15 protein-coding genes and 2 rRNA genes are annotated in these 25,113 nt (G+C 70.2%); 4 read left to right on the top strand and 13 right to left on the bottom strand.

Translation table 11 applies throughout. From position 1 onward, the window contains the following. Positions 1–67 precede the first annotated feature (67 nt). The 3 genes from OG295_RS21140 to OG295_RS21130 form a co-directional block, all read right to left on the bottom strand. Positions 68–3,190, bottom strand: a 23S ribosomal RNA gene (locus tag OG295_RS21140). 284 nt (positions 3,191–3,474) lie between these two features. Then, positions 3,475–4,999: ribosomal RNA gene (locus OG295_RS21135) — 16S ribosomal RNA — on the bottom strand. Together the 16S and 23S rRNA genes form the textbook arrangement of a ribosomal RNA operon. 596 nt (positions 5,000–5,595) lie before the next feature. Further along, entirely contained in the window at positions 5,596–6,603 is a 1,008-nt protein-coding gene (locus tag OG295_RS21130; protein WP_266839377.1) for a stage II sporulation protein M, read from the bottom strand. A 110-nt stretch (positions 6,604–6,713) separates the two neighbouring features. Here OG295_RS21130 and OG295_RS21125 point away from each other — a divergent pair, with 110 nt between their 5' ends. Beyond that, on the top strand, positions 6,714–7,679 hold the full coding sequence (locus OG295_RS21125) for an RDD family protein (protein WP_371678288.1): 966 nt from the start codon (positions 6,714–6,716) through the stop codon (positions 7,677–7,679). Here OG295_RS21125 and OG295_RS21120 read toward each other — a convergent pair. Beyond that, positions 7,676–8,323: a hypothetical protein gene (locus OG295_RS21120; protein WP_371678287.1), complete on the bottom strand. Its 648-nt coding sequence runs from the start codon at positions 8,321–8,323 to the stop codon at positions 7,676–7,678. The two genes, OG295_RS21125 and OG295_RS21120, sit on opposite strands and share 4 nt — an antisense overlap. Positions 8,324–8,426: 103 nt before the next feature. Further along, the gene (gene ahcY / locus OG295_RS21115) at positions 8,427–9,863 is read right to left on the bottom strand and encodes an adenosylhomocysteinase (RefSeq protein ID WP_371678285.1); all 1,437 of its coding nucleotides are present in this window, start codon (positions 9,861–9,863) and stop codon (positions 8,427–8,429) included. Positions 9,864–10,315: 452 nt separating this feature from the next. Here ahcY and OG295_RS21110 point away from each other — a divergent pair, with 452 nt between their 5' ends. Next, the gene (locus OG295_RS21110; protein WP_371681255.1) at positions 10,316–12,274 is read left to right on the top strand and encodes a fructose-specific PTS transporter subunit EIIC; all 1,959 of its coding nucleotides are present in this window, start codon (positions 10,316–10,318) and stop codon (positions 12,272–12,274) included. A 174-nt stretch (positions 12,275–12,448) separates the two neighbouring features. Beyond that, positions 12,449–13,258: a signal peptidase I gene (gene lepB, locus OG295_RS21105; protein ID WP_371678283.1), complete on the top strand. Its 810-nt coding sequence runs from the start codon at positions 12,449–12,451 to the stop codon at positions 13,256–13,258. Positions 13,259–13,343: 85 nt separating this feature from the next. Here lepB and OG295_RS21100 read toward each other — a convergent pair whose 3' ends face one another. From OG295_RS21100 to OG295_RS21075, 6 genes are all read right to left on the bottom strand, one after another. Beyond that, entirely contained in the window at positions 13,344–14,279 is a 936-nt protein-coding gene (locus OG295_RS21100) for a cation diffusion facilitator family transporter (RefSeq protein WP_371678282.1), read from the bottom strand. Between the two features lie 74 nt (positions 14,280–14,353). Further along, positions 14,354–15,511 (bottom strand): mannose-6-phosphate isomerase, class I, encoded by a 1,158-nt coding sequence (gene manA / locus OG295_RS21095; protein WP_371678281.1) that lies wholly within the window; start codon positions 15,509–15,511, stop codon positions 14,354–14,356. 61 nt (positions 15,512–15,572) lie between these two features. Then, positions 15,573–16,706, bottom strand: coding sequence for an SIS domain-containing protein (locus OG295_RS21090; protein ID WP_371678279.1), 1,134 nt, complete (start codon positions 16,704–16,706; stop codon positions 15,573–15,575). Between the two features lie 71 nt (positions 16,707–16,777). Then, entirely contained in the window at positions 16,778–16,963 is a 186-nt protein-coding gene (locus tag OG295_RS21085) for a Trm112 family protein (protein ID WP_266839393.1), read from the bottom strand. A gap of 266 nt (positions 16,964–17,229) precedes the next feature. Further along, on the bottom strand, positions 17,230–18,600 hold the full coding sequence (locus OG295_RS21080) for a phosphomannomutase/phosphoglucomutase (protein WP_371678278.1): 1,371 nt from the start codon (positions 18,598–18,600) through the stop codon (positions 17,230–17,232). Between the two features lie 78 nt (positions 18,601–18,678). Continuing rightward, on the bottom strand, positions 18,679–19,053 hold the full coding sequence (locus OG295_RS21075) for a DUF3499 domain-containing protein (protein ID WP_371678277.1): 375 nt from the start codon (positions 19,051–19,053) through the stop codon (positions 18,679–18,681). A gap of 216 nt (positions 19,054–19,269) precedes the next feature. Here OG295_RS21075 and OG295_RS21070 point away from each other — a divergent pair, with 216 nt between their 5' ends. Then, on the top strand, positions 19,270–19,746 hold the full coding sequence (locus tag OG295_RS21070; RefSeq protein ID WP_371678276.1) for a metallopeptidase family protein: 477 nt from the start codon (positions 19,270–19,272) through the stop codon (positions 19,744–19,746). A 30-nt stretch (positions 19,747–19,776) separates the two neighbouring features. On the opposite strand, the gene OG295_RS21065 is transcribed toward OG295_RS21070, so the two are convergent. Together OG295_RS21065 and OG295_RS21060 are read right to left on the bottom strand one after the other, a co-directional pair. Further along, positions 19,777–21,258 (bottom strand): DUF5719 family protein, encoded by a 1,482-nt coding sequence (locus OG295_RS21065; RefSeq protein WP_371678274.1) that lies wholly within the window; start codon positions 21,256–21,258, stop codon positions 19,777–19,779. After that, positions 21,255–24,929, bottom strand: coding sequence for a glycosyltransferase family 2 protein (locus OG295_RS21060; protein ID WP_371678273.1), 3,675 nt, complete (start codon positions 24,927–24,929; stop codon positions 21,255–21,257). The genes OG295_RS21065 and OG295_RS21060 overlap by 4 nt, the downstream gene beginning before the upstream one ends. Between the last annotated feature and the right edge of the window lie 184 nt (positions 24,930–25,113).

Raw genomic sequence — 25,113 nt, 5'->3', positions numbered from 1 at the left:
GAAGTTGACCAACCGGGCATGGACACGGTTCGTTACTTCAGAACTAACACAGTGGACGCGAGCAACTGAGGACAAGCCCTCGGCCTATTAGTACCAGTCAGCTCCACCCGTTACCGGGCTTCCACATCTGGCCTATCAACCCAGTCGTCTACTGGGAGCCTTACCCTCTCAAGGAGGTGGGAATACTCATCTTGAAGCAGGCTTCCCGCTTAGATGCTTTCAGCGGTTATCCCTCCCGAACGTAGCCAACCAGCCATGCCCTTGGCAGGACAACTGGCACACCAGAGGTTCGTCCGTCCCGGTCCTCTCGTACTAGGGACAGCCCTTCTCAATATTCCTACGCGCACAGCGGATAGGGACCGAACTGTCTCACGACGTTCTAAACCCAGCTCGCGTACCGCTTTAATGGGCGAACAGCCCAACCCTTGGGACCGACTCCAGCCCCAGGATGCGACGAGCCGACATCGAGGTGCCAAACCATCCCGTCGATATGGACTCTTGGGGAAGATCAGCCTGTTATCCCCGGGGTACCTTTTATCCGTTGAGCGACGGCGCTTCCACAAGCCACCGCCGGATCACTAGTCCCGACTTTCGTCCCTGCTCGACCCGTCGGTCTCACAGTCAAGCTCCCTTGTGCACTTACACTCAACACCTGATTGCCAACCAGGCTGAGGGAACCTTTGGGCGCCTCCGTTACCCTTTGGGAGGCAACCGCCCCAGTTAAACTACCCATCAGACACTGTCCCTGATCCGGATCACGGACCGAGGTTAGACATCCAGCACGACCAGAGTGGTATTTCAACGGCGACTCCACCATGACTGGCGTCACGGCTTCAAAGTCTCCCACCTATCCTACACAAGCCGAACCGAACACCAATATCAAACTGTAGTAAAGGTCCCGGGGTCTTTCCGTCCTGCTGCGCGAAACGAGCATCTTTACTCGTAGTGCAATTTCACCGGGCCTATGGTTGAGACAGTCGAGAAGTCGTTACGCCATTCGTGCAGGTCGGAACTTACCCGACAAGGAATTTCGCTACCTTAGGATGGTTATAGTTACCACCGCCGTTTACTGGCGCTTAAGTTCTCAGCTTCGCAACCCCGAAAGGTCACTAACCGGTCCCCTTAACGTTCCAGCACCGGGCAGGCGTCAGTCCGTATACATCGCCTTACGGCTTCGCACGGACCTGTGTTTTTAGTAAACAGTCGCTTCTCGCTGGTCTCTGCGGCCACCCCCAGCTCACGGAGCAAGTCCGATCACCAGTGATGGCCCCCCTTCTCCCGAAGTTACGGGGGCATTTTGCCGAGTTCCTTAACCATAGTTCACCCGAACGCCTCGGTATTCTCTACCTGACCACCTGAGTCGGTTTAGGGTACGGGCCGCCATGAAACTCGCTAGAGGCTTTTCTCGACAGCATAGGATCATCCACTTCACCACAATCGGCTCGGCATCAGGTCTCAGCCTTAATGAGGGACGGATTTGCCTACCCCTCGGCCTACACCCTTACCCCGGGACAACCACCGCCCGGGCTGGACTACCTTCCTGCGTCACCCCATCGCTTACCTACTACAAGTCTGGTTCGTCGGCTCCACCACTTTCCTTTCCCCGAAGGGTCCGGAACGGCTTCACGGACTTAGCATCGCCTGATTCGATATTGGGCGTTTCAAAGCGGGTACCGGAATATCAACCGGTTGTCCATCGACTACGCCTGTCGGCCTCGCCTTAGGTCCCGACTTACCCTGGGCAGATCAGCTTGACCCAGGAACCCTTAGTCAATCGGCGCACACGTTTCTCACGTGTGTATCGCTACTCATGCCTGCATTCTCACTCGTGAACCGTCCACAACTAGCTTCCGCTGCTGCTTCACCCGGCACACGACGCTCCCCTACCCATCACAGCGGGCGTTGGCCCTATTGCTGCAATGACACGACTTCGGCGGTACGCTTGAGCCCCGCTACATTGTCGGCGCGGAATCACTTGACCAGTGAGCTATTACGCACTCTTTCAAGGGTGGCTGCTTCTAAGCCAACCTCCTGGTTGTCTCTGCGACTCCACATCCTTTCCCACTTAGCGTACGCTTAGGGGCCTTAGTCGATGCTCTGGGCTGTTTCCCTCTCGACCATGGAGCTTATCCCCCACAGTCTCACTGCCGTGCTCTCACTTACCGGCATTCGGAGTTTGGCTAAGGTCAGTAACCCGGTAGGGCCCATCGCCTATCCAGTGCTCTACCTCCGGCAAGAAACACACGACGCTGCACCTAAATGCATTTCGGGGAGAACCAGCTATCACGGAGTTTGATTGGCCTTTCACCCCTAACCACAGGTCATCCCCCAGGTTTTCAACCCTGGTGGGTTCGGTCCTCCACGAAGTCTTACCTCCGCTTCAACCTGCCCATGGCTAGATCACTCCGCTTCGGGTCTAGAGCGTGCAACTCAATCGCCCTATTCGGACTCGCTTTCGCTACGGCTTCCCCACACGGGTTAACCTCGCTACACACCGCTAACTCGCAGGCTCATTCTTCAAAAGGCACGCAGTCACGACTGTATGTGCAAGCACATACAGCGACGCTCCCACGGCTTGTAGGCACACGGTTTCAGGTACTATTTCACTCCGCTCCCGCGGTACTTTTCACCATTCCCTCACGGTACTATCCGCTATCGGTCACCAGGGAATATTTAGGCTTAGCGGGTGGTCCCGCCAGATTCACACGGGATTTCTCGGGCCCCGTGCTACTTGGGAGATTCTTAAGCAAGCCGCTGATGTTTCGTCTACGGGGGTCTTACCCTCTACGCCGGACCTTTCGCATGTCCTTCGACTACATCAACGGTTTCTGACTCGCCGACCGGCCGGCAGACCGATCAAAAGAATTCCCACAACCCCGTATGCGCAACCCCTGCCGGGTATCACACGCATACGGTTTGGCCTCATCCGGTTTCGCTCGCCACTACTCCCGGAATCACGGTTGTTTTCTCTTCCTGAGGGTACTGAGATGTTTCACTTCCCCTCGTTCCCTCCACATGCCCTATGTGTTCAGGCATGGGTGACAGCCCATGACGACTGCCGGGTTTCCCCATTCGGACACCCCCGGATCAAAGCTCAGTTGGCAGCTCCCCGGGGCCTATCGCGGCCTCTCACGTCCTTCATCGGTTCCTGGTGCCAAGGCATCCACCGTGCGCCCTTAAAAACTTGGCCACAGATGCTCGCGTCCACTGTGTAGTTCTCAAGCAACGACCAGCCACCCATCACCCTCATCCCTAAGGACCAGGTTCACTGGGGCCGGCATCGCGAAGATAAGACCTTACGGCCGTACCCTCAGATACCCAACAACGTGCCAGGCACGATCCCCTCGACTATCACTGTTTTCCACGCCGAAGCAGTACTTACAGGATGTTCTGGAAACCGTGCCAAATAATCAACGTTCCACCCATGAGCAACCGTGCGATTCATTCGATCGCAGTCGGCTATATGCTCCTTAGAAAGGAGGTGATCCAGCCGCACCTTCCGGTACGGCTACCTTGTTACGACTTCGTCCCAATCGCCAGTCCCACCTTCGACAGCTCCCTCCCTTACGGGTTGGGCCACCGGCTTCGGGTGTTACCGACTTTCGTGACGTGACGGGCGGTGTGTACAAGGCCCGGGAACGTATTCACCGCAGCAATGCTGATCTGCGATTACTAGCGACTCCGACTTCATGGGGTCGAGTTGCAGACCCCAATCCGAACTGAGACCGGCTTTTTGAGATTCGCTCCACCTCACGGTATCGCAGCTCATTGTACCGGCCATTGTAGCACGTGTGCAGCCCAAGACATAAGGGGCATGATGACTTGACGTCGTCCCCACCTTCCTCCGAGTTGACCCCGGCGGTCTCCTGTGAGTCCCCATCACCCCGAAGGGCATGCTGGCAACACAGGACAAGGGTTGCGCTCGTTGCGGGACTTAACCCAACATCTCACGACACGAGCTGACGACAGCCATGCACCACCTGTATACCGACCACAAGGGGGGCACTATCTCTAATGCTTTCCGGTATATGTCAAGCCTTGGTAAGGTTCTTCGCGTTGCGTCGAATTAAGCCACATGCTCCGCCGCTTGTGCGGGCCCCCGTCAATTCCTTTGAGTTTTAGCCTTGCGGCCGTACTCCCCAGGCGGGGAACTTAATGCGTTAGCTGCGGCACCGACGACGTGGAATGTCGCCAACACCTAGTTCCCAACGTTTACGGCGTGGACTACCAGGGTATCTAATCCTGTTCGCTCCCCACGCTTTCGCTCCTCAGCGTCAGTAATGGCCCAGAGATCCGCCTTCGCCACCGGTGTTCCTCCTGATATCTGCGCATTTCACCGCTACACCAGGAATTCCGATCTCCCCTACCACACTCTAGCTAGCCCGTATCGAATGCAGACCCGAGGTTAAGCCTCGGGCTTTCACATCCGACGTGACAAGCCGCCTACGAGCTCTTTACGCCCAATAATTCCGGACAACGCTTGCGCCCTACGTATTACCGCGGCTGCTGGCACGTAGTTAGCCGGCGCTTCTTCTGCAGGTACCGTCACTTTCGCTTCTTCCCTGCTGAAAGAGGTTTACAACCCGAAGGCCGTCATCCCTCACGCGGCGTCGCTGCATCAGGCTTTCGCCCATTGTGCAATATTCCCCACTGCTGCCTCCCGTAGGAGTCTGGGCCGTGTCTCAGTCCCAGTGTGGCCGGTCGCCCTCTCAGGCCGGCTACCCGTCGTCGCCTTGGTGGGCCATTACCCCACCAACAAGCTGATAGGCCGCGGGCTCATCCTTCACCGCCGGAGCTTTTAACCCCCGCCCATGCGGGCAGGAGTGTTATCCGGTATTAGACCCCGTTTCCAGGGCTTGTCCCAGAGTGAAGGGCAGATTGCCCACGTGTTACTCACCCGTTCGCCACTAATCCACCCCGAAGGGCTTCATCGTTCGACTTGCATGTGTTAAGCACGCCGCCAGCGTTCGTCCTGAGCCAGGATCAAACTCTCCATGAATGTTTACCCGTAATCGGGTCAACACACACTTAGAGCGGGCACGTCATGTCGGAATATGACCGACGCGCCACAACGTCCTCGCTGTGTTTGGTTGCCTGCAAGCATCACCCGAAGGCGACCTCACAGGTCTTTTTCAAAGGAACCTCATCCACCGAAGTGGACGGGGTATCAACTTCTGGCGTTGATTTTTGGCACGCTGTTGAGTTCTCAAGGAACGGACGCTTCCTTTGTACTCACCCTCTCGGGCTTTCCTCCGGGCTTTCGTTCTGTTCTTGCGTTTCCGACTCTATCAGACTCTTTCGTGTCCGATTTTCCTCGGTGCTTTCGAGGTTCTGCGCTTTCGCGCTTTCCCTTTCCGGCGGTTCCGACTCTATCAGAAGTTTTCCACCGGATTTCCCGGCTTCAGATTCCTGATCGGAGAGTCGATTGCGCCCCATTGGAATTGCATTCCTTGGGGGCGAGAGAGTTTTTAAACCATCACTGCCGAACTTGTCCAGTTCGAGGCAACCGTTCGAATCTACCTCCCCACAGCCACCGTGTCAACAGTGTTTGCGGGACGACGAGGAGACTAGCAGCTCAGCGGGCTCGTACGCACATCACGCCGCAGTGGGCAGGGTCGCCGTACGGTCCGCTTCCTCTACGTCGCCCGCGTCGCCCTCGCGGGAGGCTCGCCCGCCCAGGACGAAGACGTAGACCAGGAAGGCCGCCTCGGCTGCGACGCCGATGCCGATGCGGGCCCAGGTCGGGAGGCCCGACGGGGTCACGAAGCCCTCGATCAGGCCCGACAGGAAGAGGACCACCGCCAGGCCGATGGCCATGCCCAGGGCCGCCCGGCCCTGTTCGGCCAGGGCAGTGCGCCGTGTGCGGGGGCCCGGGTCGATGACCGTCCAGCCCAGCCGGAGCCCCGTGCCCGCGGCGACGAAGACCGCGGTCAGTTCGAGGAGGCCGTGCGGGAGGATCAGGCCGAGGAAGACGTCGAGGCGGCCGGCCGAGCTCATCAGGCCGATGCCGACGCCCAGGTTCGCCATGTTCAGGAAGAGGATCCAGAGGACCGGCAGCCCCAGGAAGGCTCCCAGGACCAGGCAGACCGCGGCGGCCTGGGCGTTGTTCGTCCAGACCTGGGCGGCGAACGAGGCCGCCGGGTGGCTGGAGTAGTACGTCTCGTACCCGCCGCCCGGCCTGGTCAGCTCCTTGAGGTGGTCGGGGGCGGCGATCGCGCCCTGGACCTCGGGGTGGGTCGCTATCCACCAGCCGATGAGGATCCCGAGCGCCGTGGAGAGCAGCGCCGTCGGTATCCACCAGCGGCGGCTGCGGTACACGGCAGCCGGGAAGCCCGCGGTGAAGAAGCGGGCCGCGTCGCGCCAGCTCGCGCGGCGGGTGCCGGTCACGGTGGCGCGGGCGCGCGCGACGAGCTGGGTGAGCCGGCCCGTCAGCATCGGGTCGGGGGCGCTCGACTGGATCAGGGAGAGGTGGGTGGAGGTGCGCTGGTAGAGCGCGACGAGCTCGTCCGCCTCGGCTCCCGTCAGATGCCGGCCACGGCCGAGGAGCTGCTCCAGGCGGGCCCATTGCGCCTGGTGGGCGGCCACGAAGACGTCGAGATCCATCCGGTTTCCGCTCCCCTGCCCCTGACCACACGGTTCGGCCTACTGCTCCTGCGGCCAGCTTGGCAGACTGGAGCGCACAGGGGCGGGTCAGGTCGGGGAAAGGTGCAGCGGTGAGCGATCTCGTGACGGGGGACGCGGTCGTCCTGGGTCTGCGGTCGGCGCGGTTGCCGAGCCGGGCCCTGGCCGTCCTGCTGGACCTGTTCGTGTACGTCGGCGGCTACCTGCTCGTCACGTTCGCGCTGTTCTTCGCGACGGCCTCGCTGGACGACGCCGCGCAGGCGGCGGTGTCGGTGGCGAGCCTCCTGCTGGTGCTGGTCGGTGTGCCGATCGCGGTCGAGACGCTGAGCCACGGGCGGTCGCTGGGGAAGCTGGCCTGCGGACTGCGGGTGGTCCGGGAGGACGGCGGTCCGATCCGCTTCCGGCACGCGCTCGTGCGGGGGGCCATGGGGGTCGTGGAACTGCTGATGACCTTCGGGACCATCGCCTGCATCGCCTCGCTGGTCTCGGAGCGCGGGCGGCGGCTCGGTGACGTGTTCGCGGGGACGCTGGTGATCCGGGAACGGGTGCCCGGCGCCCGGGTCATGCCGGTGCCGCCTCCACCGCCCTGGCTGGCCGGGCGGTTCACCGGGCTGGACCTGTCGGCGGTGCCGGAGGGGCTGTGGCTGGCGATCCGGCAGTACCTGACCCGGATGAACCAGCTGGACCCGCACACGGGTGCCGCGATGGCGGCCCGGCTCGCGGACGACGTGGTGGCCCGGACCGGGACTCCGCCGCCGGCCGGGGTGACGGCCGCCGCGTTCCTGATGGCGGTGGTGCACGAGCGGCAGACCCGCGACGCGGCGAGGGCCTTCGCCGTCCAGGTCCCGCATGGGCCCGGGCCGGTGGCCGCGCCGGTGGCCGGTCCGGTCTCCGGGCCGATGCCCGCGCCGGTGGCCGGCCCCGTGGCGCCGCCCGCCGTTCCCCTGGCCCCCGCGCCGACGCCGACGCCGGCTCCCGCTCCCGCTCCCGCTCCCGCTCCCGCTCCCGCTCCCGCCGAGGCTCCCGTACGGCGGACCGGGTTCGCTCCGCCCGGCTAGAACCCGGGGTCCGGGTCGGCGTCGTCGCCCTCGGGGAAGGCGGACGGCGGGGTCTCCAGGTGTTCGAGTTCGATGCCGGGCGCCGCGAGGACGACGTCCCCGGCGATGTGGACCGTGTGCACCTCGCCGGTGTCGAGCGCGGTGACCCGGTACTCGTCCACCACGAGCGGGCCGCTGTCCGTCGGGTGCTCCGCGCGGGACACCAGGGCCCAGGCCTGGTCGACCGTACGGGCCGCGAGCACCGGGTCGGTGAGGGCGAGCAGGCGGACGCGGGTCGCGGGGGCGCCGGGCGCGAGCCGCAGCAGGCGGGCCGTGGCGATGAGGAAGGCCGGGGAGGTGCCGGTGAATCCGGGGGCCCGGACGTTGCCCTCGGTGGCCTCGGTGCCGGTGGGGTCGGTGCGGACCCAGGTGACGCCGTCGACGGCGGCGCCGCGGACCTGCCAGCCGGCCGCGTTCAGTTCGAGGCGGATGGGGCGGCCCAGGGCGTCCACGGCCAGGTCGACCGAGCCGCGGTGGCCGCCGTCCGGGTGGGTCAGCTGGGCGACGTAGCGCCATCCCGAGGGGCCGGGGGCGCAGTGGAAGTGCTCCTCGCCGAGGGGGGTGTGGTCGTGCGGGTCGTGGAGCGAGTAGCGGCCGCGGGGCATGGGGCTGGGTCCTTGCGTGCGTACGGAGGATGCGTACGGAGGTACGGGGCAGGCCCCCGGCGGAGTGCCGGGGGCCTGGCTCGGTGCTGTGGATCCGTGGGGATCAGTAGCGGTAGTGGTCGGGCTTGTACGGGCCCTCGACCTCGACGCCGATGTAGGCGGCCTGCTCCGGGCGCAGGGTGGTGAGCTTGACGCCGAGGGCGTCGAGGTGGAGGCGGGCGACCTTCTCGTCGAGGTGCTTGGGCAGCACGTAGACGTCGGTCGGGTACTCCGACTGCTTGGTGAACAGCTCGATCTGGGCCAGGGTCTGGTCCGCGAAGGAGTTCGACATCACGAAGGACGGGTGACCGGTCGCGTTGCCCAGGTTGAGCAGGCGGCCCTCGGACAGCACGATCAGGACCTTGCCGTCGGGGAACTTCCAGGTGTGGACCTGCGGCTTGACCTCGTCCTTGACGATGCCCTCGATCTTGGCCAGGCCGGCCATGTCGATCTCGTTGTCGAAGTGGCCGATGTTGCCCACGATCGCCTGGTGCTTCATCTTGGCCATGTCGGCGGCCATGATGATGTCCTTGTTGCCCGTGGTCGTGATGAAGATGTCGGCGCTCTCCACCACGTCGTCCAGCGTCGCGACCTGGTAGCCGTCCATCGCGGCCTGCAGGGCGCAGATCGGGTCGATCTCGGTGACGATGACGCGGGCGCCCTGGCCGCGCAGGGACTCGGCGCAGCCCTTGCCGACGTCGCCGTAACCGCAGACGACGGCGACCTTGCCGCCGATCAGGACGTCGGTGGCACGGTTGATGCCGTCGATCAGGGAGTGGCGGCAGCCGTACTTGTTGTCGAACTTCGACTTCGTCACGGCGTCGTTCACGTTGATCGCCGGGAACAGCAGGGTGCCCTCGGCCATCATCTCGTAGAGGCGGTGGACACCGGTGGTGGTCTCCTCCGTCACGCCGCGGATCTCGGACGCGAGCTGCGTCCACTTCTGCGGGGCCTCACCGAGGGTGCGGTTGAGGAGCGTGAGGATGTGCGCGTACTCCTCGGAGTCCGCGGTGGACGGGTCCGGGGCCGCGCCGGCCTTCTCGAACTCGACGCCCTTGTGGACGAGGAGGGTGGCGTCGCCACCGTCGTCGAGGATCATGTTCGGGCCGCCGGTGGGGGTGTTCGGCCAGGTCAGCGCCTGCTCCGTGCACCACCAGTACTCCTCCAGCGTCTCGCCCTTCCAGGCGAAGACGGGGACGCCCTGCGGGTTCTCCGGGGTGCCGTTCGGGCCCACGGCGATGGCCGCGGCCGCGTGGTCCTGGGTGGAGAAGATGTTGCAGGAGGCCCAGCGGACGTCGGCGCCCAGGGCGACGAGGGTCTCGATCAGGACCGCGGTCTGCACGGTCATGTGCAGCGAGCCGGTGATCCGGGCGCCGGCCAGCGGCTGCGCCTCGGCGTACTCCCGGCGGATCGACATCAGACCCGGCATCTCGTGCTCGGCCAGGGTGATCTCCTTGCGGCCGAAGGCGGCAAGGGAAAGGTCGGCGACCTTGAAGTCCATGGGTGCTGCTCCTCATGGTTCGAGAGGGTGGGTACGGCTGGGCCGCGTGCCGTCGGGGACGGTACGCCGAGCACAGTCCGTCGGGGGCCCTCTCTCCCCTCGGCCGGCCACGGGGACCGCCCGACCGCCATCAGCAGCGACGCCTGACACTGACGACGAATCTACACCGATCGGCCTAGCGGCCCCAGTCGTGAGGGGGATGTGTCGGGTGCCGGTTTCAGGCCCTAAGGCGGAACGGTTCGGGGCCTTTCGGACTTTTGATGCACCTCTCAGGTGGGGCAGGATGCCTGGTGGACCGGGTCGTGCGCACGGCCCCGCAGGACCCATGGCTGAAGGAGATTCCAGTGACCACCAGTCCGGCCGGCCCTCCCGGTGGCGGAGGCGCAAGCGGGCCCGAGCGCCTGAAGTTCGTGGCCGTCACGGCCTGCCCCACGGGGATCGCCCACACGTACATGGCCGCGGAGAAGCTGCAGCAGGCCGCCGACGAACTCGGCGTGGACATCAAGGTGGAGACGCAGGGATCCATCGGGGCCGAGAACGTGCTCTCTGACAACGATGTCAGGGAGGCGGACGGCGTGATCATCGCCGCCGACAAGGAGGTCGACCGCGACCGCTTCGCGGGCAAGCGGGTCCTGTCCACGGGCGTCGCGGACGGCATCCACAAGCCGAAGGAGCTGATCGAGCGGGTACGCAGCGCGCCGGTGCAGACCGGCGCGGCGGCCTCCGGCGGCGGGGGTGACGGGGGCCGGGAGCGCGGCGCGGCGTACAAGGCACTGATGAACGGTGTCTCCCACATGATCCCGTTCGTGGTCGTGGGCGGTCTGCTGCTCGCGGTGTCGATCGCGCTCGGCGGGCACACCACGTCCGAGGGCATCGGGTTCGACGAGGGCTCGTTCTGGTCCTACGTCAACGCGCTGGGCGGCCTCGGCTTCAAGCTGATGCTGCCGGTCTTCTCCGGCTACATCGCCTACGCGCTCGGCGACCGGCCCGCACTGGTTCCGGGCATGCTCGGCGGCTTCCTGGCCGCCGACGCCGTGAACATCTACGGCGCCGAGGCGAACGCGGGCTTCCTGGGCGCGATCGCGACCGGATTCCTCGCCGGCTATGTCGTCGTGTGGATCAAGAAGGTCAAGGTCCCCCGGTTCGTCCAGCCGATCATGCCGATCATCGTGATCCCGATCGTGTCGACGCTGACGGTCGGGCTGCTCTACATCTACGTGATCGGCCGGCCCATCTCCTGGCTCTTCACGACCCTGACCGCCTGGCTGAACGGAATGACCGGCTCCAGCGCGGTCGTGCTCGGCGCGATCATCGGCCTGATGATCGCCTTCGACATGGGCGGCCCGGTCAACAAGACCGCCTTCCTGGTCGCGGTGGGCCTCATCGGCACCAACAACGCCGTCATGGGCATGGCCGCCGCCGCGATCCCGGTCATGCCGCTGGGCCAGGGCCTGGCCACGCTGCTGCGCCGCAGGCTCTACAGCGACCAGGAGCGGGAGACGGGCGTCGCCGCCCTGTTCATGGGGTTCTTCGGCATCTCCGAGGGCGCGATCCCGTTCGCCGCCGCCCGGCCGGCGATCGTCATCCCGGCGAACATGCTCGGCGGCGCGGTGGCGGGCGCGCTCGCGGGCCTGACCGGGGTCGAGGACTCGGTGCCGCACGGCGGTCCGGTCGTGGCGCTGTTCGGCGCCGTCAGCGGGGTCGCGATGTTCTTCGTCGCCATCGCCGTCGGTGCCGTCGTCACGGCGCTCACCACCAACCTGCTGATCGAGGTCAAGGAGCGCCGCGGCGGCCCGGCGCAGGCCACGGCGCCGACGCCCGAGCCCGTACTGGTGGGCGTGGGGGCCGGTGCGGAGGGGACGGCCGCCCTCACGCGCGCCGCGGCCGTCACCCCCGCCGTCCCCGCGGCGCCCGTCCCCGCGGCCGCCGTCGCGCCGGAGGAGGCGGAGGAGGCGGAGGTGCTGTCCGGTTACCTGACCGCGCGGACGGTCAAGCCGGAGCTGGTCTCGGACTCGAAGGAGGCGGCGATCCGGGAAATGGCCGAGATGCTGGCCACCACCGGCAACGTGCGGGACGTGGACGAACTGGTCCGGGTCGCCCTCGCCCGCGAGGCGCAGGGCACGACCGGGCTCGGCGAGTCGATCGCGATCCCGCACGCCAAGACGGACGCGGTGACGCGTCCCACGGTGGGCTTCGCCCGGTCCGCCGAGGGCATCGAGTGGGGTGCGCTCGACGGTACGAAGGCCCGGCTGGTCTTCATGATCTCGGTGCCGGAGGCGGCGGCCGGGGACGAACACCTGCGGATCCTGGCGCTGTTGTCGCGCAAGCTGATGGACACCGGTTTCCGCGACCGGCTGCGGGGCGCGCCGGACCGGGCGGCCGTCCTGGAGGTGCTGCGCGAGATCCGCTAGCGGCGGTCCTTCCGCTCCGTCCCGTCGGGTCCCGCACCGCCGCGGTGCGGGACCCGACGGCGTGCGCGCAGTGTCCGAATCGGTATGTACGTACTCGGCACACCGGCCCCCCGGCGGCATCGACGGCGTCCCGGTCGACCTACGATGCAAGGCAGGTACATCGGAAGGGACGAAATGGAACACAGGCCAGGACGCAGACGCGGGATCGCGGCGATCGTCCTGCTGGTGCTCGGAGCGGTCATCCTCGGCGGGGTGACGGTGGCGAAGGCCGTGAACCCGCCCTCGCGGTACACGGAGGGCAAGCAGGTCGGCTGGACCATGACGCCGACCTACACCAACGGGGAGAGCATCTACCTGGAACCGGTCGCCAAGGGGAAGCTGCGGCGCGGTGACGTCGTGCTCGCCTCCGTGCCGTGGTCCCTGCAGAAGACCCAGATGAACCGGGTCGTCGCCGTGGGCGGGGACCGCATCCAGTACAAGCCGAGCAGCAAGGTGGCGGGCCAGTACCGGCTGGTGCTGAACGGGACGCCGCTGGACGAGCCGTACCTGGAGCAGTGGAAGAACCCGTCGGCGGTGGCCTTCAACGTGAAGGTGCCCAAGGGGTACGTCTTCCTGATGGCGGACAACCGGATGAACTCGGACGGCTCGCAGTACGCGAACAACGGTCCGGTCCCGGAGGCCAAGGTCACCGCCCGGGTCGTGCCGTACCCGATGGCGAAGCTGGCCGTGTGGGGGCAGCTGGCCGGCGCTCTGGTGCTCCTGCTCGGCGGTGTGCTGGCGGGTGTGGCCCGGCGGGCGCGCGGCCGGGCCGGGCGGGCCGCCGCGGCCCCGGTCGCCGCGATCCCGGCTCCGGCGGCGCAGCCGGAGCCGGGCGAGGGCGGCGGTGAGGGGGCCGGCGAGCAGGCTCCCGTCGTCGCGCAGCCGGGTCCGGGGGACGCGCAGGCGCCGGTCGGGCCCGGTGGGCGCGCGGACGTGCCCTCGTAGGAGCGGACGACGACGCCCCGTACGGACATGCGGAGGCCCCCGCGGCTCGGTGAGCCGTGGGGGCCTTCGTGTGTCCGGACCGGGGTCAGTTCCCTTCGGCCTTGGCGGCCTCGGGGTGGTAGATGTCCGGCTCCAGGTAGATGACGCGGGCGATCGGGACGGCCGCGCGGATGCGGGCCTCGGCGGCGTTGATGGCGTTGGCCACCTCGGTCGCGGTGTCGTCGTGCTGGACGGCGATCTTGGCGGCGACGAGGAGTTCCTCGGGGCCGAGGTGCAGGGTCCGCATGTGGATCACGCGGGTGACGGTGTCGCCGTCGACGAGGGCGGCCTTGATCTTCTCGACCTCTTCGGTGCCCGCGGCCTCGCCGAGGAGCAGGGACTTGGTCTCCAGGGCGAGCACGATGGCGATGGCGATCAGCAGTACGCCGATGCACACGGTGCCGATGCCGTCCCAGACGCCGTTGCCGGTGAGCAGGGCGAGGCCCACGCCGGCGAGGGCGAGGACGAGGCCGATGAGCGCGCCGAAGTCCTCCAGGAGCACCACCGGCAGCTCCGGCGCCTTGGCTCGCCTGATGAACTGGCTCCAGGTCTGGTTGCCGCGGATCTCGTTGGACTCCTTGATCGCGGTGCGGAAGGAGAGGCTCTCCGCGACGATCGCGAAGACGAGGACGCCGACGGGCCAGTACCAGGCCTTGATCGGGTGCGGGTCGTGGATCTTCTCGTAGCCCTCGTAGACGGCGAACAGGCCACCGACGGTGAAGAGGACGATGGAGACGAGGAAGGCGTAGATGTAGCGTTCCCGCCCGTACCCGAAGGGGTGTTGGGGGGTCGCCTCGCGCTTGGCCTTCTTCCCGCCGAGGAGCAGCAGGCCCTGGTTCCCGGAGTCGGCCAGCGAGTGGACGCTTTCGGCGAGCATCGACGAGGACGTGCTGATGAGGAATGCCACGAACTTGGCTACAGCGATGGCGAGGTTGGCGGCGAGTGCCGCCACGATCGCCCTGGTACCGCCCGACGCGCTCATGGGTGCCGATGTCCCTTCCTAGCCACTGACTACGGCCGCACATTGTTGCAGCTGCCTGTGCGGCCGACGGTACGTCAGAGGACCAGGGTGGCGCGGAAGACCGTACCAGAACCGGACAGTTCGACCTTTTCGCCCGCGGGGACGAAGACCGACTCCCCCGGCGCGAGGGTCAGTTCGCCGGCGGCGGGCGCGCCCGCGGTGCACAGCAGGATCTGCGGGGCGGCGTCCGGGAGGGTGTGGGGGGCGCCGCCGGGTGCCAGGACGAAACGGGAGAGGCGGAACTCGTCTATGGGGGTCTCGTAGACCTCTTCGGCGCCGCCCTCGGGGCGCAGCAGGGCGGGGGCGCTCGGCTCGAAGAGGACGACCTTGAGCAGTTCGGGGACGTCCACGTGCTTGGGGGTCAGGCCCGCGCGCAGCACGTTGTCGGAGTTGGCCAGCAGCTCCACGCCGAGGCCGTCGATGTAGGCGTGCGGAACGCCGGCGCCGAGGAACATGGCCTCGCCGGGCTGGAGCCGTACGTGGTTGAGCAGCATGGCCGCGATCACGCCCGGGTCGCCGGGGAACTCGTGGACGAGGGAGGCGTACGGCGCGTACGGGCCGCCCAGGCGCTCGGCGGCGGACGCGGCCTCGCTGACGGTACGGGACATCTCCGCGCGGTCCGCGGTGAGGACGGCGGTCAGGACCTCGCGCAGGGCCGCCTCCTCCGGGTGGGCGCGCAGCAGGTCGGCGTAGGGCTTGAGGGAGTCGACGCCGAGGCCTTCGAGCAGCGCGGCGGCCTCCAGCGGCGGGCGGAAGCCGCACAGTCCGTCGAAGGGGGTGAGCGCGCAGATCATCTCGGGCTTGTGGTTGGCGTCCTTGTAGTTGCGGTGGCCCGCGTCGATCGGGACGCCTCGGCGCTCCTCGTCCTCGAAGCCCTCCTTGGCCTGGGCCAGGTCGGGGTGGACCTGGAGGGAGAGCGGGGCGCCGGCGGCCAGGAGCTTGAGCAGGAAGGGCAGACGGGGGCCGAACTTGGCGACGGCGGCGGAGCCGAGCTGGCCCTCGGGGTCGGCCTCGATGACGGCGGACAGGGTGGTCTCGCCCGCTCCGCGGTCCAGACGGGACGGGGCGCCGGGGTGGGCGCCCATCCACATCTCGGCCTGGGGCTCACCCGTGGGCTCGACCCCGAGGAGGGCCGGGATCAGGGTGGTGGATCCCCAGGCGTAGGGGCGGATCGTGTTCTTCAGGCGGTCCATCGTGGTCTTCCGTCGTTCTTCCTGGATCGGTGGAGCGTGGGGGCGGGCGCGGGTGCGCGCCTCAGCCGTGTCCCCGGGACGCCAGCGCCAGGTAGGCGGTGGCGAAGTCGGTGACGGCGAGGAGCTCGGCGAGCTGTTCCAGCTCGGTGCCCTCCTCGGGTTCGAGCTCGCTGATGGCCGTGTCGTGGCTGAGGGCGAGCTCGCGGGCGGCGGGAGCGGCGGAGAGGCCTCCGGTGGGCCGGTCGCGCAGCAGGACGACGCGGGCGCGCAGGGTCTGGGGCTCCTCGACGCGGTCGCGGAAGAAGTCCTCGGGGTCGGCTCCGGCGGCGAAGGCCCCGGCGAGCAGGACGCCGTGCGCGGGCAGGGCCTCGGGGAGGTCGGCCGCGAGGGCGGGGCGCCCGGCCAGTTCGGCGAGGGTGGCGGCGAAGCGGCGGCCGGCGGGGCCGGCTCCGGCGCCCTCGCTCCAGATGAGCGGCAGGGAGTCGGCGAGCTCCGCGGCGAGGGTCTTGGCCGGGTTGGAGTAGGTGGCGATGGCGGGGCCGCAGCGCTCGGCGGTGCGGTCGAGCCGGTCGGCGACGAGCTGGAGGGTGTCCGGCGCGGCGGAGACCAGCCCGACCTTGTCCAGGAGGACCAGCAGCGGGGTCAGCAGGGCCCACAGGGCGCCGGGGCCGGCCGCGGCGGACTCGTCGTACTCCTGGTACGGGGCCTGGGCCATCGGTACGAGGACCCCGTGCGCCCCGTCCACCGCCTCGCTCAGCGGGGAGCGCTCGGGGGCGACGGCGACCACGGAGCTGCCGCGCCGGTAGGCCTGCTCGGCGAGGACCGCGAGGCCGGGTTCGGTGCCGTCGGTGGTGACGATGAGGAGCAGGTCCACCGGTCCCGCCCAGCCGGGCAGCGCCCAGCGCAGGGCCCCGGCGGCGTACGCGACGCCGGTGGGGTGCAGCCGGATCACCGGGGCGGAGGCTCCTGCGAGGGCGCCGAGGAGGTCGGCGACGCCGGTGGCCGCGGTGCCGGGGCCGGCGATGAGGACGGACCGGGGGCGCCCGTCGGGGCGCAGGTCCGCCAGGCCCGCCTCGGTCGCGTGCCGGGCGGCGGTACGGACCCTCGCCCCGGCGTCGGCGGCGCCGCGGAGGAGGCCGCGGCGGTCGGCACGGGCGAGATCGTCCGGTGCGTCGAGGAGTGGCTCGTCGAGCATGGCGGCCTCCGGCGGTGTTGACGGCGTGTGCGGTCTGCGCTGCGCGGGTCGGACGGTGCGGCGGGGAGGGGTTACGCGGGGCGGCGGGCCTCGTCCACGAGCAGGACCGGGATGCCGTCGCGGACCGGGTACGCGAGGCCGCAGTCCTGGCCGGTGCAGATCAGCTCGGGTGCGGTCTCGTCTGCCGAGTTGTCCCGGAGGGGGGCGTGGCAGGCGGGGCAGGCGAGGATCTCCAGCAGGCCGGCTTCGAGCGGCATGGGGCGGTTCCCTTCGGGGATACGGGCCGCGGATCGCGGATCGGGCGTGGTCAGCGTACCGCCGAGTCACCTGCGGTGCGGCTCGGAGGTGGGGGTGGGGCCGCCGGGCCCGGGGGGCCCACCCCGGGCCCCGGGCCGCCCCCGGGAGGGCGGCGCGGGGACCGCGGCGGGTGCGGGTCCGTTTCCGGGGGCTCTGCCCCCGGAAACCCGCTCCTCAAACGCGGGCGGGGCCGGATGTCGGCGGCCCGGCGCCGGGGCGGGGAGCCTCAGGCGCGGACGAGGGCGAGGACCTCGTCGCGGATCCTGTCCAGGGTGGCCTCGTCGCGGGCCTCGACGTTGAGGCGCAGGAGCGGCTCGGTGTTCGAGGGGCGGAGGTTGAACCACCAGTCGGCGGCGGAGACGGTCAGGCCGTCGAGCTCGTCGAAGGTCACGCCCTCCTGGGAGGCGTACGCGGCCTTGACGGCGGCCGTGCGGCCCGCCTGGTCGGCGACGGTGGAGTTGATCTCGCCGGAGCCGACGTAGCGGTCGTACTCGGCGACCAGCGCGGACAGGGTGCCCTCCTGGCCGCCCAGGGCCGCGAGGACGTGGAGCGCGGCGAGCATGCCGGTGTCCGCGTTCCAGAAGTCCTTGAAGTAGTAGTGCGCCGAGTGCTCGCCGCCGAAGATGGCGCCCGAGGAGGCCATCTCCGCCTTGATGAAGGAGTGGCCGACGCGGGTGCGGACCGGGGTGCCGCCGTTCTCGCGGACGACCTCCGGGACGGACCACGAGGTGATCAGGTTGTGGATGACGGTGCCGGTGCCGCCGTTGCGGGCCAGCTCGCGGGCCGCGACCAGGGCGGTGATGGCGGACGGGGAGACGCCCTCGCCGCGCTCGTCGACGACGAAGCAGCGGTCGGCGTCGCCGTCGAAGGCGAGGCCGAGGTCGGCGCCCTCGGCGATCACGCGGGCCTGGAGGTCGACGATGTTCTTCGGGTCGAGGGGGTTGGCCTCGTGGTTCGGGAAGGTCCCGTCCAGCTCGAAGTACATGGGGACGAGGTCCAGCGGGAGGCCCTCGAAGACGGTGGGGACGGTGTGGCCGCCCATGCCGTTGCCCGCGTCGACGACGACCTTGAGGGGGCGGATCGAGGTGAGGTCGACCAGGCCCTTGAGGTGCTCGGCGTAGCCGGGGCGGCTGTCCAGCTCGGTGACGGTGCCCGGGACGGTGCCGGCGGGGATCGCGGGGGCGCCCTCGTCGGTCCACTTCTCGGCGAGCTCGCGGATGGTGGCGAGGCCGGTGTCCTGGCCCACGGGGGCGGCGCCGGCCCGGCAGAGCTTGATGCCGTTGTACTGGGCCGGGTTGTGGGAGGCCGTGAACATGGCGCCGGGCAGGTCCAGCTTGCCGGAGGCGTAGTACAGCTGGTCGGTGGAGCACAGCCCGATCAGGGTGACGTCCACGCCGCGGGCGCTGGCACCCCGGGCGAAGGCGGCCGACAGGCCGGGGGAGGAGGGCCGCATGTCGTGACCGACGACGATCGCGGTGGCGCCGGTGACCTCGACGAACGCAGCACCGAACAGCTCGGCCAGGGGCTCGTCCCACTCGTCCGGTACGACGCCGCGTACGTCGTATGCCTTGACGATGTTCGAAAGATCTGCGGCCACTGCCTGCCCTCCTGAAGGTTCTGTGCGGTGGAGCAAACCTACCCTGTGCGCAGAGCGGCTTTTCAGACGATCCCGGTGTCAGGAGTCGGGCGAGCGCAGGACGCGCAGGTGTCCGCGGCGCGTCTCGCCGGTCACCCGGGGACCTTGACCGGAACCGCTCGCTTCGGCCGCGCGCTCCGGCGGACGGGCCGCCTCGCGCACGGCGTTCGCGAGGGCTTCCAGGTCGTCACCGCTGGGGCGGGACGGGCCGGAGCCGTCCGACAGGCGGACGACGTCCCAGCCGCGCGGGGCGGTCAGGCGCTCGGAGTGCTCGGCGCACAGGTCGTAGCAGTGGGGTTCGGCGTAGGTGGCGAGCGGGCCGAGAACTGCGGTCGAGTCGGCGTAGACGTACGTCAGTGTGGCGACGGCAGGGCGGCCGCACGCGGTGCGCGAACAGCGACGTACAAGGCTCACGACGTTGGACGGTACCGCACTCTTGACCGGGCCGCGACGACTCGCCCCCCGGCCGGTCCCCCGTGTCGCCTCCCGCGACGGGTCCGGCGGGGGCCGTCGGGGCCGCGCCGGTACCCGATCTTGACCGGATCGTTCGGGGTGTGACACCGCCGCGACACCGGGCCGTGACCGGATCGGGGCCCTTCCGGGAGGTGGGGTGAGGGCTACCCTGCGGGGGTGACGGACAGCTCCCTTCCTCCCCGCCCCGCTCCCTCCGCCGAGACCCCCCACGAGCCGCGGCCGCGGCGGCGCGACCGGCACGGCCGGGGGATGCGGGGGCCGCTCGCGCCACCGCAGGTGCCGCTGTCGGCGAGCCGGGCGGAGCTGTTCGGCGACCTCGTACGGGATTCCGTGGAGCGGCTGGAGCGGCGCTGGGCGCAGCTCGCCGAGGTGGAGTTCGTGATCGCGGACGTGCCGGGGCCGCCGGGCGGGCCCGACGCCGGGTGGAACGACGAGGCGGTGCCGCTGGGCGGGCTGGTGGAGGCCCGGGACGGGCGGCCGGCCCGGATCGTGGTGTTCCGGCGGCCGGTGGAGATCCGGGCGAAGACGCGCGACGAGCGGGCGCTGCTGGTGCACGAGATCGTGGTCGAGCAGGTGGCGGAGCTGCTGGGGCTGTCCCCGGAGACCGTGGACCCCCGGTACGGGCAGGACTGAGGCCCGTACCGGGACGGTGGTCAGCGGTGGTCAGCGGACGAGGATCGAGGGGTCCTCGACGGCGCGGGGCACCGAGACGGTGGAGCGGTCGTCGCCGAAGGTCTGGACGGTGAACATCGGGATGCCCTCGTGCGGGAGGGTCAGGGTGCGGGCCGCGTGGACGGGGCCGCCGGAGAGGGTCTCCAGGGTCAGGGCGTAGGCGCCCTTGCCGCCCGCGGGGGCCGGCGGCGGTGACACGGCGAGGGTGGTGCCCGCCTTGACCGTGACCTCCTTGACGGCGCTCTCGCCGCCTTCGGTCCCGGCCGAGGCGGTGACGCGGACCTTCGCGTCGGCGCCGCCCGAGGCGGTGAGGGCCAGGGCGGTGGCCTTGTCGTCGAGGCGGTTGTCGGCGACGGTGGCCCGGGCGCCCACGGGGGCGGCGGCCGGGATGAAGCCCAGCTCCTGCTTGGTGCCGGTGCCGCGGACCACGCGCAGGGCGGCGACGACGGGTACGGCCTTCTTCGGGTCCGCGGGGGCCAGCAGCAGGGAGCCCGCCTCGCCGCGGGTCACGTCCTTCAGGTCCACGCTCGCGGTCATGCCCGCCTTGAGGTGCAGCTGCTCGGCGCCGGCCGGGCTGATCGAGCCGGTGGGGCCGGCCAGCTTCAGGCGGAGGTCGGCGTCGTCCTCGCCGGGGGCGAAGGCGATCAGGCGTACGGAGGTGGCGTCGGCGGGGATGCCGGGCAGGACGGCGGAGCCCGCCGGTCCGGCCGAGGCGGGCAGCCAGTCGGCGCCCACCCCGTCCTCGCCGATCTGCGCGGAGGCGCCGACCCGGCCCGAGCCGGTCGTCACGTGCGCGGTGACGTCGGTGAGCTGGGCGTCGGGGGCGAGGGAGGACAGCAGCACCTTGGTGGTGGAGCGGGGGTCGACCGCGATGACGGTGTCGGCGGTGCCGGGCTTGCCCTTGACGAGGCCGTCGGGGCCGTACAGCTTGACGTCCACCTCGGCGACGGTGTCGTCCGGGTTGGTGAGGTGGATGTAGTCCTGGCGGCCCTTGGCGGTGCTGACGCCGGGGAACCAGAAGTCGGTGCCGGGTGCGGTGCAGGCCACGCCGAGCAGGCCGCGGGACTGGCCGACCGCGACCTTGGTGGTCTGCTGGGCGGTCCACCCGGGGGCGAGGACCCCGTCGGCGGTGCCGGTCAGAGCGGGCGCCTCGGCTCCGGAGGCGGTGGCGCCGACGGGCCTGCCGGGTTCCTTGGGCTGCAGGACCGTCTTGCCGTCCTTGGTCTGCAGCCGGGCCGTGCCCTTGCCCGCGCCCTTGCCGGGGGTGAGGGAGGTGTACGTGGTCTCGGCGATGTCGGAGGAGCTGGGCGCCGGGCACACCAGCACGGACCGCTCCACCGGCATGCGGGCGGCGGGCGGGCCGCCGGTGCCCCCGGCCGGGGTGGCGGCGGGGGCGGTGAGGACGGCCAGGCCGCAGGCGGCGGCCAGGGCCGCGGTCACGGCCGCGAACGTGAGGGGGGCGCGCTGCTTCACTGCTGGGGGCTCCCGTCCGGACGCGGGTCGTGCTGTCCGTAGGTGTCGTACGGCTGCTGGTCGTACTCGTACGGGTGGGGCGGCTGCTGCTGCGTGTAGCCGAACTGCTGCCCCTGGCCGTACGCCTGCTGCGCGTCCGGGTGCGGCGGGGCGGCGTAGGGCTGGGGGTACGGCTGGGCGTACTGCTGGGCGTACGGGTCGCCGTGCTCCGCCGGCTGCTCCGCCGGCTGCTGCGGCTGCTGCTGCTGTTGCTGCCCGTCCGCGTACGGGGACGGGGACCAGGGCTCCTGGTAGGCGTACGACTCCTCCCCGTACACCTGCTGCGCCGGGATCTGCGCGTACGGGTCGGCGACGGCCTCGGCGGGGGCCGGCTCGGGCGCGGGCTCCGCGGGGGCGGCCCGGCGGGCGCGGCGGCCCTGTCCGGGCACGCTCGCCCCGGTGCGGTCTGAGGCGGGGGCGGCGGCGTCCTCCTCGGGCAGGTCGTCGTCGAGGCGGGCGCGGCGGCCGGGCAGGGCCATCACCAGCAGCACCAGCGCGAGGATCCCCTGCGTCCAGTGCCAGGCGTCGCGGGCCAGGGAGTCGGTGTGGACGAGGGCGAGGCGGCCGCCTTCCTTGGGGAGGGCGAAGCCCTGTGCCCAGCCGTCGCGGCCTTCGAGGGCCTTGGGCTTGAGGGGCTTGCCGTCGAGGGTGGCGTGCCAGCCCGGGTCGGCGCGGTCGGCGACGCGCAGGGTGCGGCCCTCCTCGCCGGCCGGGATCTTGGCGTGGGCCTCGACGGGTCCGGCGTCGACGGCGACGGTGGCCTGGCCCTGCCTGCCGGGGAGGATCGCGACGCGGGCGGGCAGCCGCTGGACCTCCCAGATGGCGGTGCCGTCGTCCTGATGGCGCTGGCGCAGGCCGGGGGTCCCGTCGAGGGTCCGGCGCATCGCGGGGGAGCCGCCGGGCGGGATCATCACGTAGCGGACGGCGAACGCGCCGAGCTGCTCGGACTGGTCTGCTCCGGAGCCGGAGACCAGGCTGGAGACGGCCTGGGCGAGGCGGGGTCCGGAGCCTGCCTCGGCGAGGAGTTCGGCGTCGCCGAGGCGGACGCCGGAGCCGCGGACCAGGGTGTAGGAGACGGTGGCGGGCGAGTCGCCGCCGAGGACGAGGGTGCGGGTGCGGTTGCTGTCGTCGGACTGGGCGGCGACGAAGGCCGGGACCTGGACGGGGTCGCGCCGTCCCAGCGGTCCGTCGGCTCCGGCGACGGTCCAGACGGCGGCGAGGAGCAGCGGGCCGAGGGCCGCGCCGAGGGCGACGAGGGCGGCGAGCGGCTGGCGCCAGCCGAAGCTGCGGGCGGCGACCCGCTCCCTGGCGCCGTCGGCGCCGAGCACGGCGGCCGCGATCAGCGCGAGTCCCTGGACGAGGGTCGCGGGGCCCGCCCAGCCGTCGCGGTTGAGGAGGACGGCGAGGAACAGGGCGGCCAGGGCGGTGGTCCAGGCGACGGCCACGGCGAAGCGCCGGTCGGCGCGCAGCAGTGCGGCCAGGGCGGCCAGGACGGTTCCGGCGAAGAGCAGTCCGCCGGTGGTGCCGGGGCCGCCGGGGCTGGCGCCGAGCAGGCCGAGGGCGGTGGCGGAGCCGCTGCCGTAGGGCAGTCCGGCCTCGCGCAGGAAGCGGCCGGGGTGGGTGAGCAGGCCCAGGGACCAGGGCGCGAGGACGGCCAGGGGGACGGCGAGGGTGGCGAGCAGCCGGGGGGCGTACGCCTTCCAGCGCGCGCGGCGCACGAGGAGCGCGCCGGTGCCCAGGACGGCGGCGAGCGGCCACACGACGGGGGTGAAGGCGGTGGTCAGGGTCAGCAGCAGGGTGTACGTCCACACGGCCCGCCAGGATCCGGTGGTCTCGCGGTCGGCGAGGCCGAAGGCGGCGACGGCGGAGCGGGCGAGGAGCGGCAGCAGGACGGCCAGCACGGCGGTGCCCAGGCGGCCCCCGGCGAGGGCTCCGGTGACGGCGGGCAGGAAGGCGTAGGCGACGGCGGCCCAGGCGCGCAGCAGGCGGGAGGTGACGAGGGGGCGGGAGGCGAAGTAGGCGGTGAGCCCGCAGAGGGGGACGGAGCAGACGAGCAGCAGGGTCAGGGCGGCCTTGGTGGAGCCGAGCAGGGGCGCGGCGAAGGCGGCGAGGACCGCGAGGTAGGGGGGTGCCCCGGCGGTGGTTCCGATGCCGACGGGCTGCCAGTCGCCGGTGTAGGCGTGCCACAGTTCGAGGGCGCCGGGCGGGGCGGGCAGCAGGGCGCCGCCCATCAGGCTGCCGCCGCCGATCAGGGCGCGGCAGGCGGCGAGGGAGACCAGCAGCAGGAGTGCGAAGAGGACGGGGGCGGGCCTGCGGGCGATCCGCTTGAGCCGGCCGAACTGTTCGATCTCCAGGTAGTCGGCGTCGTCGCCGCCGGGTCCGGATTCGACGGCTCCGCCGTGCCGTCCGGCGGGGGCGGTGTCGGCGCCCTGGCCGGAGCCGAAGTGGCCGGCGAGCTGTTCGGCGCCCGCCCGCAGGGTGGCTCCGGGCGGGGGGAAGAGGGGACGCAGGTCGGCGGCGGGGACGGCGGGCCGGCGGCGGGCCTTGCGGGCGGCGAGGATCCGGCCGGGGCGCAGCAGGGTGGCGAGGAGGCCGGTGAACTCGTCGACGGCCTGGCCGGGGGCCTTGCCGACGAGGTAGCCGAGGGTGCGCAGGAGGGTGGCGACGACCAGGCGCAGCAGGACGTAGGGCAGGGCACGGCCGGAGGAGTTGGCCAGCAGGGTGTAGACGGCGCCGGCCTTGTCGACGCGGTGGGGGTCGACGGCGGAGCGGCCGGCGCAGTCGACGGTGCGGCGTTCGCGGGCGGCGGCCTCGGCGTGGCGCAGGACGGCGTCGGGGGCGACGAGGACGGTGTGGCCGGCGCTGTGGGCGCGCCAGCACAGGTCGACGTCGTCGCGCATGAGGGGCAGGCGGCGGTCGAAGCCGCCGAGGGCGTCGTAGACGTCGCGGCGCACGAGCATGCCGGCGGTGGAGACGGACAGGACGGGGCGGACCTGGTCGTGCTGGCCCTGGTCCTGTTCGCGGCGGTCGAGGCCGGTCCAGCGGCGGCCGCTGCGGGCGATGGTGACGCCGGCTTCGAGGAGCTGCTTCTTGTCGTACCAGCCGCGCAGTTTGGGGCCGATGACGGCGGCGTCGGGGTTCTCGTCGGCGACGCGCAGGAGTTCGGCGAGGGCGTCGGGTTCGGGGGCGCTGTCGTCGTGGAGCAGCCAGAGCCACTGGACGGGTTCGCCGTGGGGGAGGTCGGGGAGGTCGTAGGCGTCGTCGCGCCAGGTGCGGCTGACGGGGTCCCAGCCGCTGGGACGCTTGAGGTACGGGAGCTCCTCGGCGGTCAGGAGCGGCGCGCTGCGGACGGCCTCGTCGACGGCGGCGCCGAAGCCGGTGCGCCGGGCGAGGTGCAGGACGCGGTCGTCGCCGAAGGCCTGGTCTAGCAGGCGCGCGGAGTCGTCGGCACTGCCGGTGTCGGCGGCGACGTGGCTCTGCGCGGGGCGTTCCTGGGCGAGGAGGCCGGCGAGGGTCTGGGGCAGCCAGCGGGCTCCGTCGTGGGCGACGAGGACCGCGGTGACGACGTGCCGGGGGAACTCGGGAGTGGCGGCTGCCTGGTGGGAGGCCGTCGAGTTGCTGTGCAGGGACATCGCGGTACGGGCCCTCCGGCCGGGGATCCGGGGGTGTTGTGCCCTCGGAGGCTGCTGGACAGCGCCCCACCCTAACGGCTGGGAAGGGGACGGTCCGCCTCGTGTGCGCGGGGCCGGGAAGGGGACGGTCCGCCTCGCCCGCGCAGGGCCCGGAACGCGACGGTCCGCCTCCTGCGGGGAAGGT

Source organism: Streptomyces sp. NBC_01276, from assembly GCF_041435355.1.
Lineage (GTDB): Bacteria > Actinomycetota > Actinomycetes > Streptomycetales > Streptomycetaceae > Streptomyces.
The sequence above is the reverse complement of the archived record's forward strand: the minus strand, read 5'-3'. Positions and strand labels throughout refer to the sequence as shown.